The organism is Bacillus sp. BC08, from assembly GCF_054326875.1.
In genome coordinates this window covers 267,570-283,139 of the sequence record NZ_JBTGPA010000037.1, presented here as the reverse complement: position 1 = coordinate 283,139, position 15,570 = coordinate 267,570, and the positions used below count along the sequence as shown (strand labels likewise).

General features: G+C 35.5%; 11 protein-coding genes and 1 other annotated feature (1 of these 12 cut by a window edge). Of the genes, 2 read left to right on the top strand and 9 right to left on the bottom strand.

Annotated elements, in window-relative coordinates:
• Nucleotides 1-23, bottom strand: a binding site (T-box leader) (it extends 236 nt beyond the left edge of the window).
• 405 nt (nucleotides 24-428) lie between these two features.
• The gene (locus ACXVYO_RS25120; RefSeq protein WP_000047588.1) at nucleotides 429-563 is read left to right on the top strand and encodes a DUF3934 domain-containing protein; all 135 of its coding nucleotides are present in this window, start codon (nucleotides 429-431) and stop codon (nucleotides 561-563) included.
• Between the two features lie 100 nt (nucleotides 564-663).
• On the opposite strand, the gene ACXVYO_RS25115 is transcribed toward ACXVYO_RS25120, so the two are convergent.
• The 6 genes from ACXVYO_RS25115 to ACXVYO_RS25090 form a co-directional block, all read right to left on the bottom strand.
• Nucleotides 664-3,870 carry a DEAD/DEAH box helicase gene (locus ACXVYO_RS25115; protein ID WP_458468830.1) on the bottom strand — a complete coding sequence of 1,069 codons (3,207 nt, stop codon included), beginning with the start codon at nucleotides 3,868-3,870 and terminating at the stop codon, nucleotides 664-666.
• Nucleotides 3,871-3,988: 118 nt separating this feature from the next.
• Nucleotides 3,989-4,921, bottom strand: coding sequence for a response regulator (locus ACXVYO_RS25110; RefSeq protein WP_458468828.1), 933 nt, complete (start codon nucleotides 4,919-4,921; stop codon nucleotides 3,989-3,991).
• Nucleotides 4,922-4,923: 2 nt separating this feature from the next.
• Nucleotides 4,924-6,222, bottom strand: a complete 1,299-nt coding sequence (locus tag ACXVYO_RS25105; RefSeq protein ID WP_458468826.1) for a sensor histidine kinase — start codon at nucleotides 6,220-6,222, stop codon at nucleotides 4,924-4,926.
• Between the two features lie 63 nt (nucleotides 6,223-6,285).
• Complete coding sequence (malS, locus tag ACXVYO_RS25100; RefSeq protein ID WP_458468824.1) at nucleotides 6,286-7,998, bottom strand: oxaloacetate-decarboxylating malate dehydrogenase; 1,713 nt, start codon at nucleotides 7,996-7,998, stop codon at nucleotides 6,286-6,288.
• A 74-nt stretch (nucleotides 7,999-8,072) separates the two neighbouring features.
• Nucleotides 8,073-9,512, bottom strand: coding sequence for an aspartate ammonia-lyase (gene aspA / locus ACXVYO_RS25095; RefSeq protein ID WP_458468823.1), 1,440 nt, complete (start codon nucleotides 9,510-9,512; stop codon nucleotides 8,073-8,075).
• Between the two features lie 24 nt (nucleotides 9,513-9,536).
• Nucleotides 9,537-10,808: a cation:dicarboxylate symporter family transporter gene (locus ACXVYO_RS25090; RefSeq protein WP_063263619.1), complete on the bottom strand. Its 1,272-nt coding sequence runs from the start codon at nucleotides 10,806-10,808 to the stop codon at nucleotides 9,537-9,539.
• A 377-nt stretch (nucleotides 10,809-11,185) separates the two neighbouring features.
• On the opposite strand from ACXVYO_RS25090, the gene pyrH reads away from it, so the two are divergent.
• Nucleotides 11,186-11,929 (top strand): UMP kinase, encoded by a 744-nt coding sequence (gene pyrH, locus ACXVYO_RS25085; RefSeq protein ID WP_000806134.1) that lies wholly within the window; start codon nucleotides 11,186-11,188, stop codon nucleotides 11,927-11,929.
• A gap of 53 nt (nucleotides 11,930-11,982) precedes the next feature.
• Here pyrH and cls read toward each other — a convergent pair whose 3' ends face one another.
• The 3 genes from cls to ACXVYO_RS25070 all read right to left on the bottom strand — a co-directional run bounded on the left by cls (nucleotide 11,983) and on the right by ACXVYO_RS25070 (nucleotide 15,561).
• On the bottom strand, nucleotides 11,983-13,194 hold the full coding sequence (gene cls / locus ACXVYO_RS25080) for a cardiolipin synthase (protein WP_458468821.1): 1,212 nt from the start codon (nucleotides 13,192-13,194) through the stop codon (nucleotides 11,983-11,985).
• 110 nt (nucleotides 13,195-13,304) lie between these two features.
• Nucleotides 13,305-14,450, bottom strand: coding sequence for an ABC transporter permease (locus ACXVYO_RS25075; RefSeq protein WP_458468819.1), 1,146 nt, complete (start codon nucleotides 14,448-14,450; stop codon nucleotides 13,305-13,307).
• Nucleotide 14,451: 1 nt separating this feature from the next.
• Nucleotides 14,452-15,561, bottom strand: a complete 1,110-nt coding sequence (locus tag ACXVYO_RS25070) for an ABC transporter permease (protein ID WP_458468817.1) — start codon at nucleotides 15,559-15,561, stop codon at nucleotides 14,452-14,454.
• Nucleotides 15,562-15,570 lie beyond the last annotated feature (9 nt).

Genomic DNA, 15,570 nt, shown 5'->3' with positions numbered 1-15,570 from the left:
ACTCGTCCTTTCATAGTCGTTTTGTTGTCACATCTCTGAAACATTTTATTAATGATTATTCTATACAAAAAATAAAGAAAGTCAACAAAAATTAAAAAATATTTTTCAATTCTTTATTTTACGGCTTTATTGATTGTTTTCAATATAACGGCTTTACTTCTTCTGTCTTGTCAATCCAAAAAATGTTTCACTAACCGAAACTAACATATACACAACAAGTAATGTAATCGTTCGAAATATAGAATCCGCAGTATTTCGTATTATTTTCATTTTCTTTGTAATTCCTTTCAGTTTAAGTGCAAATTCGTGTTATACTATAGCATTCAAGCAGTTTATTTTTACTTAAAGTAAACATAGTCATTTATAAAGAGTATTTTCTAAATCATTGACTATTATCAAATAAGATTTTTATATAACGGAGTGATCATATGAGTAAAACGAAAGCAAAACCAAAAAAAGGTGTAGGACAAGGTACAGGAAGTAAAGGGTGGAACCGTTGGCAATCAAGTGCAAAGAAAAAGGCAGCTGCCAAGCCATACAAAAGTAAAGGCACAAAGAAGTAATCTAAATAACATTTGATTTCTTTACTTTGTACAAAACAAAATATAATTATTACAACAAAAAAGCTATGCCCTCATACATTTGAAGGCATAGCTTTTTATATTAGATCATTAAAATATCTCGAATTTCTTCCTCAGTAATTGAGGACAATTTCTCTTCTCCCGGCTCAATCACTTCAGCGATTAAATTTTTCTTACTCTCTTGCAGTTCATGCATTTTTTCCTCAATTGTTCCGTGAGCCACTAATTTAATAACTTGTACCGTATTTTTTTGTCCCATTCGATATGCTCTATCTGCTGCTTGTTGTTCAACAGCTGGATTCCACCATAAATCGTACAATATAACCGTATCGGCACCCGTTAAATTAAGACCCGTACCACCAGCTTTTAAAGAAATGAGAAATAGATCCCCTTCTCCTTCGTTAAACCGGTCACATAGCTCTACACGTTCTTGCGAAGGTGTATTTCCGTCTAAATAAAAGTATGGAACAGCTTGACGGTTTAACTCACGACCAATAATAGACAGCATCTTCGTAAATTGAGAAAAGATTAAAATTCTCTTACCAGTACTTCTGCATTCCTCTAATATCTCTAACAGTTGCTCAAATTTAGCTGAACTCCCCTTGTAATCATCAACGAATAAAGCGGGATGATTACAAATTTGTCGTAATCTCGTTAAGCCAGCTAAAATTCTAATTTTATTTTTACGTAACGTATCTTTATCTAAATGCTTTAACGTTTCTTCCCTTAATTTCGCTAAATAAGCAGCATATAGTCTCTTTTGATCTGGTAATAACTCCGATGACTGTAAGTGCTCTATTTTATCTGGAAGCTCCTGTAATACATCTTCTTTTAGTCGTCTTAATACGAAAGGTTTTACGCGCTTTGCTATATCTTCTCGCCTTAAATCACCGAATTCTTTTCTTCCCGGTAATAATTCCGGAAAGACGACATAGAAGATAGACCATAGCTCTTCTAATGAATTTTCTACAGGCGTTCCCGTTAGTCCGAAACGATGCTCAGCTTGAATAGTTTTCACTGCTCTTGCAGTTTGCGTTGTAGGATTTTTAAACGCCTGTGCTTCATCAAGAAATAGTGTATGAAACGGCCTCGCATACGATCTTATATCTCTTCTCAGTAACGGATATGACGTAATTACGACATCAAATTCCGCTACGTCCTTTAAAATTTTTCGTCGTTCTGTTTGATTTCCATCTGCAATAACCGCTCTAATATGCGGGGCGAATTTTTTCAATTCACTAAACCAATTGTAGACGAGCGAGGACGGTGAAACGACTAATATAGGTAGCTTCTTCTCCCGAATTTCAGGCAAAACAGAATCTATAAAAGCAATACTTTGCAGAGTTTTTCCAAGTCCCATATCGTCTGCTAAAATACCGCCAAAACGGTAATAGGCAAGTGTTTTCATCCATTCGAATCCGTATACTTGATACTCTCTCATTACAGCCTGTAAAGTTTGCGGTACTGTAAACTTTAATTTTTTCGGGTTTTGAATGCTTTCAACTAAATCTTGAACAGACTCATCTAAACTTAAAACATGACCTTCGTGAAGTCCGTTCATCCATTTTACACTCCGAATAAGTGGAACATTCACTTCTTCCCCATGTAAAAATTCTTTTCGAATACCTGATTCTTTTACAAACTGATTAATTTCATTAAACTCTTTACTTTCTAGTGATAATAAAGAACCGTTCGCTAATCGGTAATATTTACGTTTCTCTTCAAGAGCGACTAATACACCTTTAATTTCCGCTTCCGGTATTCCTTTTATATCAAAACGAAATGATAACCAATCAATTCTTTCTTTTCTTCTTACTCTAATAAGAGGTGCTGTATCCCCTTTATGAATGCGTAATTTGATTGCTGTTGTCGCGTAAATATCAACTAAACCTTTTAACGTTGGAACGACATGATATAAAAAGTTATACTCAGCCTCTTCATTATGCATAAAGTAACCACCTTCTGTTTTCGCGAAGGCACTTTCACTCATAACGTCTAAAATCTCTTTTTCCTTTTTCTCATCCCGATTAAAAACAGACGGCTGCCCGTCTTCTTCTAGCGGATTAATCACGACATTGCCATAATGAAATTCAAGACCTGCTAACAAGCGATTTTTCACTCGATCTAAATATAGTTTTGCTTTTAGCGACGGTGTTTCAACATGATCTGATATTACTTCATCAATGCGTACCGTTCCAAGTTTCATTAATCCTGGTACAACTTTCGCTACGAAATGTTCCATCTTACTTTCAGGAATATAAAACTGATTGCTATTTGAGCGACTCATCATCTTTTGTAGTTCAATAAGTCGCATACAATCTTCCATAGGTAAATGATATAATTTCCCATCGTAAAGAGCGTTGTTATACATGTCCATAACTTGAACACGATGTAGGCCGTCTATATGAAGTGTGAATCCACCATTATTTCCTTTCGTAAACTCAAAATGTAATGGTAATAAACCGTTTGACATTTGTAAGCCATGAAACAGCTGCTCATTTTGTTTCAGCTGTACATACTCAACTTTAGTAAGTGAAGAGAGCATATCTTTCCACGAAGCTGGCGGTATGAATATCATACTTTCATCTTGTTTCGCATGTACTTCTAACGCATCTTCATACATTTTTTCATTATGATACATTTTAATCAGCTGCTGAATAACCGCATCCGTTTCTTGCCTGAAGCTATGTACATCTGGCGTGTATGTAAATTCATTGGAACAATGAAAAGTTTCTCTTTTTTCTACTTTAGAAAGAAATTCTCTAATATGCTTTATAAAATATGTTTTCGCAAGTTTTAACTGAATTCCAAGAAGGGCCCCACCACTTTTCGTCGCTACTGGTGAACATATAAACGCAACATCTAATATTTCACGTGTATCAAAACGGTGTTGTTTACTTTTGGGCCGCAGTGGTTTGTCTGCAAACAACTGAAACATCCCATTCGTTAATTGATCACTTCCGCTCATATTTTCACTACTAGCAGGGAGCATGCCACCCGTTTGCTGATTATAATTTATTTGTATTAGTACGGCTGCAACATGTTGACAGTACGTTTGAAAAGACGCTAACGAAGGACAACTACATCTCGCAACTACATCACCTTTTTGAGCTTTTGCTACTGTAACATGAAAATCTTCATTCCCTTTTACTGTCGCCTCACAAATTTCTTTCGTTTCATCATAATGATTCACGATTACTTTATTTGATTTATAATAAGCTTCGCCTCTTTTATAGGAGGTCTCTCCGCATACTTCTTTTATAATCGATTTATTTAATGTAAAACTCATTGTTTTGACACTTCCTTAATGTAAAACCATTTTCTCTTACTTAACATTTTACATGCTCTACGAGAAAATATAAAATATTGATTTAACAAAAAAAGATGCTTATTTATAAGCACCTTCTTCACTCTATCTCCATCAACCGTTTCGCTTCAAAATAAAGCACCTGAATAAATTTCTTCGTATTAATTCGTATATGGCCAGAAGTCGCTATTTCATCCTTTGTCATTTCTGTCATCCGTTTTCTAACTACAGTGAAATCAAAAAATTTCGGAGCATAGCTTTCAAATTTCGGATTTGAAAAGTCTGTCAGTCCAAGGGAAGCTAAATGATTCAATGATTGATAAATCGCTCTTCTTACACGTTGTTCAGATGCTTTTCTCTCCTTATCTATATCTGCATCCGAAGCTATATGATCTACTTTTTTGACTGTTATTTGATGAAAAATATCTTTTAACGCAGGAAATCCAAATTCAAATGTTTGCGCCTTTTCTTGTCCGTATAAATATTCCAGCATACTAAGTAAATCTTTACTTCCGTTCTCTCCCGCAATACCGAGTTCCGCTAGTAAGAAGCGTCCTGAATCCGATATCTTCTTTCCTTCTTGCATTGTTTCACTACGTATTTGCGGCTTCTCCCACTGAAACACATTATTTAATGATTTTTGAATGTCATATATAGAGCGTTCCAAACGAATACGCTCCATCACTTTTCGTACAACAGATACTACTTCTATTTTATTTAGTGGTTTCGTAATATAATATTCCACACCAAGTGTATATGCCTCACCAATGAGCTGTTTCGATTCGACTTGAGAAATCATAATAATTTTCCCATTGAATGAAGGCGCTATATGGCGAACTGTTTCAATGCCATCTCTCATCGGCATTAATAAATCAATAAATAAAATATCTACTTTTTTATAATTTAGCTGTTCCGCTTCAACAAAAGCTCCATCTTCCGATTCTCCAATTACTTCCCCAAGATCGCCATCCTCAATAATTTGCGAAAGCATCGAACGGAAAACTTCATCATCATCTACGATATAATAAAACAAACCTATTCCCCTTCCCGCTTTAAACTGCACTCCGGTAAACAAACGATAAACTTACACCCTGTTACAGTTTCATTGTCTTCTAATCTTACTTCTCCGCCAAGCTCTGTTACCATTTCGTGTATGTAAGAAAGTCCAATACCTGTTGACGGTGTTCCTGTTTGATCATACTTGGAAGTAAACCCGGGCTTAAATACTAATTTTTTATACTTTTGTGCAATACCAGGGCCATCGTCAATTACTTCAAAGATTACATGTTGATCTCGTTTATATAACTTAATATGAATGAGACCTCTATCTTCAATTGCTTCTACTGCATTCGCAACTAAGTTATTAAAGATTGATAGCACTGTATACACGTGATATGCAGCGTGTTCACCTTTTATATGTTTAGAAAAACGTATATCTTTACCTAGCATTTCAGCATACTTTTCATTTATTCTTACAATCATTTCTGTAAGCTCATGACCTTCTACATACTCCGCCACATTTTTATCTAATAACAGTTTAGATAATCCTGCAAAAATTCTTTGATTATCCTTTTTTATTTCGTGCACTTCTCCTGCTATTTTCAATGCTGCTTTACTGCTAGAATCATTTTTCTCCTGTAAATTTCGATATAGTTGATATGCTTCTTGTGTAATTAACTCCGCATTTTGTAACGTTTTTTTCAAATGAACTGATTCTACATATAAATTTGAAAGGTGCATGAACATTTTTTCATTTTCTTTTCGGACTTGCGATTCTTTTAATTTCGTTTCATATAAAATCATCATATTTAAAAAGCCTAGTGCAAAAAAACTACGGAAAATAGCAATAATGATAAGTTTATTTACCTCAGAAACTGTTATCGTTGTACCAAGCACGACCATATGATAAATCGCTAGTTCTGACATACTTGCGATAATTTCAATTGTAATTCCAAGGCAACCAATAACGATTGGTTTCTGATGAAATTTATTTACCCTACAAAATGAAAAAAGACTTCCATAAATAAAATAATAAAAGAACACAGGATAACGCAAATAAAATGATTCTGTCATATGAAATGAACCTTGCATAACCCAGTCAAGACATACACGGAATAAAACGACACATATACCGACAAGAATACCCGCAGCCGCTGCTGGTATTCTTCTTAAAAATAGCAATAAAAAGAAGAAAAGCGGTGTCCCAAAGCTAACACGAAACGTATCATTAAAAGGATGAAAATTAAGCTCTCCAGCAATCGGAACAACAACCATTAATATAATTAAAAGGGATATATCTTTCTTCCATAACTGATTCCAATTCAAAGGTGCCACTTCCTATACTTTTTGTCAGTAGTAAAAGTGAAAGCCCGCTTATATAATAAACGGGCTTTATTTCTATATTCTAACCTTTTCTACCGCTTTTATTTGGCGATACTCTGGCTCCCAGATTGCTTCTTTCACTGCAATCTTGATATCGTTATCACTTAAATTCTCTCTAGCTACACCTTCTGCAACAGCAACTTTCGCTACTTCAATTGCAACCATTTCCGAGATATTACGTAACTCTTCAACTTCTGGCAAAATAGGTGCTCCTGGCTGACTTGTGTCTACCATGCTTGCAACCGCTTCAGCAGCTGCTGCGAACATTCCATCCGTCATGACGCTTGCACGTACAACAATTGTTCCAAGGCCAAGCCCTGGGAAAATAAGTGCATTATTTGATTGTCCAATCACATACGTTACACCGTTATATGTAACTGGTTCAAATGGACTTCCTGTTGCTACTAATGCTTTTCCTTCTGTCCACTCGATTAAATCAGCTGGTTTCGCTTCAGCAAGTGGCGTCGGATTCGACATTGGTAAAATGATTGGTCTTTCTACGTGAGAAGCCATTTCTTTAATAATCTCTTCTTTAAATGCTCCTGCAACCGTTGATGTACCAATTAAAATTGTCGGTTTTACATGTTTCACAACTTCAGCAAGTCCGATCAAATCATTTTGTTTCCACTCACTTACTTCCACTTCTTTTCGTGCATACGGCATTTGGAAATCAAGAAGATCTTCCATATTATCTGTAACTAACCCGTTACGATCAATACACCAGAAACGCTTATATGATTCTTCTTCTGATACGCCTACGCGGACCATTGCATCTCTAACTTGATCTGCGATACCGATCCCAGCCGTCCCAGCACCAAATACAACAACGCGGTGTTCACTTAACGGTACACCTGAAGCTTTCACTGCCGATAATACAGCAGCAAGAGAAACTGCACCTGTACCTTGAATATCATCATTAAATGTACAAATATCATGACGATATTTATCTAAAATTTTTCGTGCATTTCGAGAACTAAAGTCTTCCCAATGTAATAGTGCTTTCGGGAATTGCTTATTTACCGCTTGTACAAACGTATCAATAAACTCATCGTAAGCTTCACCAGTTATACGAGGGTGACGATTTCCAATATAAAATGGATTATTTAATAGTTCTTCACGATTTGTACCTACGTCTAGAATTACCGGTAATACACGACTAGGATCGATTCCAACCGCGGCCGTATAAACAGCTAGTTTTCCGATTGCGATGTTAATACCACCAACGCCCCAGTCACCAATTCCAAGTATGCCTTCTCCATCTGTTACAACGACTAAATCAATATTTTCTGCTGTTGCACCAATATTGGCGAATGCTTCTTCAATACCTGACGGATCGTTAATTGATAAATACACACCACGTGGTTTACGATATTCATGACTATATCTTTGAATTGCTACACCAACAGTTGGTGTATATACGATCGGTAACATTTCACGTAAATGATTTGTTAATATACGATAAAATAATACTTCATTTCGATCATGCAACGCTGTTAAGTATACATTCTTTAATAAATCATCTGGCTGAGAACAAAATTGTTCATATGCTCGGCGTGCTTGTTCTTCTAACGTTAAAACTGCTGGCGGTAATAACCCTTTTAAACCTAATTCTTCTCTCTCTTCTTGCGTGAAAGCGACCCCTTTATTTAAAAGTGGTGTTGATAATACTTCTACTCCTCTTAATGTCGTTTCTAATGAACCATTAGAAGCTACTGTAAACTTACTCATAACATCCCTACCTCTATTCATATATAGCATTTCTATATTGTAAACAAAAAAGAGGGGCTTGTCCCCCTCTTCTTTTAATTTTTCTTTAAAAGAGTTGCTCCTGCAATCCCTGGGTGTGTCATTTCGAATGGATCTAGAATTAACTCTAAGTCTTCTTGTGACAATACACCATTTTTCACACAAAGTTCTCGAACGGATTGCCCTGTCGCAATTGCTTCTTTCGCAACGCGAGCTGCTGCTTCATAACCGATATGAGGGTTCACGGCTGTAATAATTCCTACACTCTTCTCAACATACTCTTTTAAGCGATCTTCATTTGCTTCAATTCCTTTTAAGCAATTGTCTGTAAAGGCACGGAAACCATTATTCATAATGCTAATTGATTGAAGTAAGTTGAAAACAAGTACTGGTTCCATAACGTTTAATTCTAGTTGTCCTGCTTCTGAAGCAAGGCAAATTGTATGGTCGTTACCAATTACTTGGAACGCAATTTGATTAATTACTTCTGGCATAACAGGGTTTACTTTCCCTGGCATAATAGATGAACCTGGTTGACGAGCAGGTAGCATAATTTCCGCTAAACCAACGCGTGGACCTGATGCCATTAAGCGAAGGTCATTTGCAATTTTAGACATATTCATCATACAAACTTTAAGTGCAGCAGACACTTCTGTGTATGCATCCGTATTTTGCGTTGCATCTACTAAGTCTTCTGCACCAACAAGTGGTAGTTCACTAATTGTAGCTAAATGTTTTACAACTGCTTCAATATATTCTGGATCTGCATTTAAGCCTGTACCAACTGCAGTTGCTCCCATATTTATTTCATATAGATGTTGACGTGATTGCTTGATACGTTTCATATCACGTTCAAGTACACGAGAATACGCTTTAAATTCTTGCCCAAGACGAATTGGCACAGCGTCTTGTAAATGTGTACGACCCATTTTAATAACATGATCGAACTGCTCAGCTTTTAATTCAAATACATCGTGCATATAACCCATCGTTTGTAATAAACCTTCTAATGCGTTTAATGTTGCAATATGAATCGCCGTTGGGAATGCATCATTTGTTGATTGCGCCATGTTTACATGACTATTTGGACTAATATAATGATAGTCTCCCTTTTCCATTCCTAATAATTCAAGAGCACGATTGGCCATGACTTCATTTGCATTCATGTTCATTGAAGTACCTGCTCCGCCTTGGATTGGATCTACGATGAAATGATCATGCCATTTTCCATCAAGAATTTCTTGAGCGGCTTCTGCGATCGCGCCGCCCTTGTTCAATTCCAATCTTCCTACATCTGTATTAGCAAGCGCTGCAGCCTTTTTCACAATTGCGAATGCTTTAATTAAGCCTTCATGGATTTTATATCCTGTAATTGGGAAGTTTTCTACTGCACGCATAGTCTGTACGCCATAGTATGCATAGTTTGGTACTTCTTTTTCACCTAAAAAATCTTTTTCAATTCGAACACCATTTTTAACTTCAGTTAATGTTGCCATGATTATTCACTCCTTAACGATTTCTTATGCTGCTTTTGTTTCTTTGACTGTTTCTACATATTGTTTTGCTTTCTCATTATCGAATTCGCCTTCCCACTTCGACATAACAATGGCCGCTAATGCATTTCCTAATACATTGACAGATGAGCGAATCATATCTAAAATGCGGTCAATTCCCGCAATTAACGCGATACCTTCTAGTGGTAATCCCATTGAACCTAACGTTGCTAATACAACAACGAATGATGCACCTGGAACTCCCGCCATACCCTTGGATGTTAACATGAGAACGAATAATAACGTAATTTGCTCTGTCAGTGACATGTGCACACCGTACATTTGTGCAACAAACAATGCCGCTAACGCTTGATAAATAGCCGATCCAGTCAAGTTAAATGTATAACCTGTCGGAATTACGAAAGAGGCAACTGCCTTTGGACAACCGAACTCTTCCATTTTTCTCATTATATTAGGTAAAACAGCTTCTGAACTTGCTGTCGTAAATGAAAGAATAAGTTCTTCTTTTAAAATTTTCATTAATGTAAAAATGTTTACGCCAACCATTCGTGCATTAATACCTAATACAATCACAACGAATAGTATAACAGTTACGTATACAGCTAGCACTAGTTTTCCTAAAGGAAGTAGTGTTGCTACACCAAATTTTGCAACTGTAACCGCAATTAATGCGAATACACCAAATGGTGCAAATTTCATAACTTGATTTGTAACCCAAAACATCGCTTCGAGTACACCTTCAAAGAAGTTAAAGACAGGCTTTCCTTTGTCTCCAATTGCCGCAACTCCTAAACCGAATAATACGGAGAAGAAAATAATCGGTAATAAGTCACCTTGTGAAATCGATTCAAATACATTTTTCGGTACAATATGAACAATCGTTTCTGCAAAGCCTTTCTTCTCTGTTGCATCTGCTGTTTGTTTATAAGAAGAAATATCACTTTGCTGTAAATTACTCATATCAACGCCAGTACCTGGCTGGAATATATTCGCTGCAAGTAATCCCATTAAAATAGCAATCGTCGTAATGATTTCGAAATAAAGAATCGTCTTCCCGCCCAGTTTCCCAAGCTTCTTCATATCTCCTACACCAGCTACCGCAACAATTAATGCTGAAATAACAATCGGTACTACAATCATTTTAATTAAGTGAATAAATATATCCCCAATTGGTGTGATATAAGAAATCGCCGTTTTATTACCATAGAAGATTGCCCCTACTACAATCCCTAAAACAAGTGCAACAAAAATTTGTGTTGCCAATCCGAATTTTTTCATTTATGTTCATCCCCTTTATGCGAACGCTTTCATTTCCTATTTATAAAAGCTTACACACACATCATATAGGCGAACCTACAAAATCATACAAAAACCTACAAGTTCGTCACAAAAAATTCAAAAATTTTTCTTCTCTTTTTCATTGACACCTTTTCATGAAAAAGAAATAAAATATACTTGATAAGTAATCAGATTGTTTCGTATAATCAAAAAGATATATACTTACAACAAATCGAAGCGAAAAGGAGTGGATGGTATGAAAAATTATGTACAAAAATTCGACCTATCTTCTTCTTTTCTTTTTCATTTTCTTAAAAAGGAACAAAGGCATTTGCCTTTGTTCCTTTTTTATTGCGATCTATATAGGGGGAATTGTTATGAAGCCATACAAAAGAGTCTTAATTAAATTAAGCGGCGGCGCACTTGCTGATCAATCCGGAAATAGCTTTAACTCCAAACGATTAGAACATATCGCAAACGAAATTATATCCATTATTGACTTAGGTATCGAAGTATCCATTGTCATCGGCGGCGGTAACATTTTCAGAGGTCATCTAGCTGAAGAATGGGGAATTGACCGTGTAGAAGCTGATAATATCGGTACGTTAGGTACAATCATTAATAGCTTAATGCTTCGCGGCGTTTTAACAAGTAAAACAGATAGAGAAGTACGCGTTATGACTTCCATCCCGTTTAATGCAGTAGCAGAGCCTTATATTCGCCTCAGAGCAGTACATCATTTAGATAACGGTTATGTTGTCATTTTTGGCGGCGGTAACGGGCAACCGTTCGTTACGACAGATTATCCAAGTGTTCAAAGAGCCATTGAAATGAATAGTGACGCAATATTAGTCGCAAAACAAGGCGTAGATGGCGTCTTTACTAGTGATCCAAAACATAATAAATCAGCGAAAATGTACAGAAAACTAAACTATAACGATGTGGTTAGGCAAAACATTCAAGTCATGGATCAAGCCGCTTTATTACTTGCCCGTGATTATAATTTACCCGCACACGTCTTTAACTTTGATGAACCTGGAGTAATGAAACGAATTTGCTTAGGTGAGCATGTGGGGACATTGATTAATGATGATGCTTCATTGCTTGTGCATGAAAACTAATTATTTCTCATTAAAAAAGGATGTCTATAAAAGACATCCTTTTCCATTAACCTTTATAAATAAAAATCCACTAATCCCGCAATTTTCTCCTTACAACGCTCCCAAAACGATAACTTCTCAAAAAATTCTTTCGTCATTTCTTTTGAATCATGAAAATCCTCCGTTAACGCCTCATTAACTTGCCCTACAATTGAACCACCATGAATATACAAGTTCATTTCATCATTTATATTGAAACTTCGTGAAGTAAAATTTGTTGTACCGATAACAGTTAGTTCATTATCAATTAACATTAGCTTCCCATGAAACATCCCTTTTTTATAACCATATACTTTAATTCCATTATTAACAGCTTGACGAATATACGGATACGCCGCCTCTTTAATAAGAGGAATATCTGGTTTATATGACCAAAGTATTTTTACTGTAACACCACGTTTTTGCGCTTCCATTAAAGCATTCATTAATTCTTTATTTGTCGCTATAAAATAAGGTGTTGTAATGACAATTGAATGCTTCGCTTGTTTTATTAATTTGATATATGTTTCAGCGACGTGATGTCCATTGTAGCTAGTCATCGTATGTAATGTGTTCCCTTTACTCGCTTTATTCGTACTTCTTTTTATATGTTCTTTCGTATCTCGTTTCCAATCTAAAGCGAATTGTTCTTCTAAATCTTTTGCTCCTTCTCCTTTAAGCCGTACATGATAGTCACGCCAATATCCAAATCGCTTATCTTTTCCTAAGTACTCATCTCCTATATTAAAACCACCTGTATAGCCAATCTCCCCATCAATCGTCGTAATACGGCGATGATTGCGATGGTGAAGTGAATAAAATCCAAATGGCAATTCAGGTTTTCTACTATATGTAAAATGTACACCACTTTCCCGCAATTCATTTATCATCTTTCTTTCGAATGATAAATCATTAATGCGATCAACGGATAAATAGACGTTTACCCCTTCTTTCGCCTTCTCTTTTAATAAGTTTAAAAAAGTATGGCTACTTTTATCATCCGACAAAATATAAAAATACGTGTAAATAGATTGCTTCGCCTCTCTTATATCAGTAAATAACTGTTTATAAAATGACTTCCCTTCTACATATAATTGAAAATCACTATGATGAGGTGCATACTCTGTCGGCATATTTTTCCCGGCTTCCATTTTTCTACCTAAAGTAACATCGATATGCATCCAAATTAAAATAAAAACGAAAATAGTAATTACAATAGAAGTAACTCGCAATATTTTTTTTATCATTTTGATTTCCTTCCGCTCCTTTTCTTTCCACCCTTCTATTTTGTCATTCAAATTTAGATTTCATGCTTCATACAAAAAAAGATGCGACTTAACGTCACACCCTTTTCATATTAAACAAAGTTTCTCGCATCATTATTTCTTCCAAACTTATAAATAGCAATTAAGAAGAATGCTACCGCAAAGGCAATTAGGATTAAAATATTTAAATACAAATCTGAAATTGGAATTCCTTGTTGTAGTTTTGATACCGTATCTAATAGCCATCTCTGCGGAAGAAAATCAGCTACTTTTTGCACTGCTTTCGGCATAATGTCATACGGAAAATAACATCCAGCCAGCAAACATGTCGGTACAATAATCATATTTTGCAGTGCATTTGCCGATGCTGAGTTTTTCGAAAAAGCGACAAGGACTAACGATATTCCAATCGCTATTAAAGCAAACAGCATGAGTACACCAATCATCACGATGAAAGGCATATTGATATTCGTATGAAAAACATTTGTTAGGAATAAGATTGTAATTAGAATTTGTACTGTTAATAGCATCATATTTACCCCGACATTAGATAATATGAATTTCTTCCCATCTATCGGCGTTGATATGAGTCTAAAATACGTTCTATTCTCTTTTTCTTTTAAAATCTGACCAGATAAGTTCGCTGCTGAAAACAACATAAACATAATAAGATAACCCATCGATTGGTTTGTCATATCTTTATTTTTCGAAGTATCTTCTAGCGTTTCAGTTTTCATTTTAAATGCACTTTTTTGATACCCAGCGTACATAGTATCAAATGTACTTTGATCTGTTCCTGCTACTTTACTAATAGCCGCTACATTATCAATATAATTGTATAAATATGATTTTATAAATCCTGTTACTTGATCACCTTTAATCGATGAAATTTCAATATGAGCTGGTTTCCCTTCTCGAACACTTTTTGAAAAACCAGAATCTAATGTAATAACTCCATCAAGTTTTTTAGAAGTGAGTTTATCTTCTACTTCAGATTCTTTAATTTTACTTACCTTTACATGATTTAATCCTTCTAAAAATTTCACCGTATCATTTGCTATAGATTGATTTTCTTTATTTATAACCCCGATATTTAACGTCCCTTGCCCCACATTCCCATACATTGAGAAGGAGATTAGCGTTCCGATTATCGGCAAACTAATAATAATGAATAACCCTTTTTTATTTTTCAAAAGTACAGATAACGTTTTTTGTATGAGCCATAAAATATCTTTCATACTATAGCCCCTCCCGTCTACGTAATGCAATAATTGCTATTAATAAAAAGAGTGCCGAAATGCCAAGATTTAAAGATATTACCGGCAGTGCTGCTCCTACATCATTTGCATAAATAATTTTCATAACAGCTGTGTTTGCCCAAGTTAATGGTGATAAATTCGTAACGACGTTTTCTTCTATTACGAAATATGCACCACCAAAAATAGAGGCTAATTGCACAACTACAAGAATAATCGCTCTCGATGATTCAGCTGTTTTCGTAATATATCCAATCCCTAAACCGAAGCTAATTGCTAGAAAGATTTGTGTTAATAAAATAATAAATATGATTCCAAGATGTTCGCCCCAATTCGCTTGAAATACAAATTTGCTAAATAACATGACAAGTAATACGCAAAGGGCATTTGCTACTAGGCTACCTAGTACTTTTCCAATGAATATTTCAGCCTTACTTATAGGTGCAGCAATGAGACGATCTCCTGTTTTACGTATTCGTTCTCCTCGAATTAAAGAACTCGCTCCCATCCCAGCATATAGTGCTATCATCGTCGTCATTACAACCGCATAGTAATCCATAGAACCTGGTTTTTTCGCAGCTTGTAAAGATGTTTCTTTTATATAATCATTATGATTTCCATTTGAAATAACTGCGCTCACCTTACTAGGATCTACTTTTGCAACTTCGGTTGCTACATTGTACTTATCAACAAATGTTGAAAGCATGCCTTCCACAATACTTCCCTCAATACTACTTTTGTCACTTCCGTAAAATTTTGCACCATCTTCATTTAATTCTACATAAGCAGCATATTTATTTTGCTTCACTTCTTCTTTCCCATCTATACTGCCTGAAGCTTTTTTAAAATGAATACCCGATTTATCGATTTCTTTCGTAAATGCTGCAAACGATTGAGAAAGTGTGCTACTCGCTTCATCTTTATACAGCACTTGTATATCCTTAATCGATTGACTATCACTATTAAATGCATTCGTTAACGCTGTTCCTAACACAAGCATAAGCACAATCGGAAATGCTAACATAAAAACTAAAGTTCTTACGTCCCTGAAATCTCTTTTAATATGCATAACTGCAATATTGAAGATGTTCAATTGATGAAC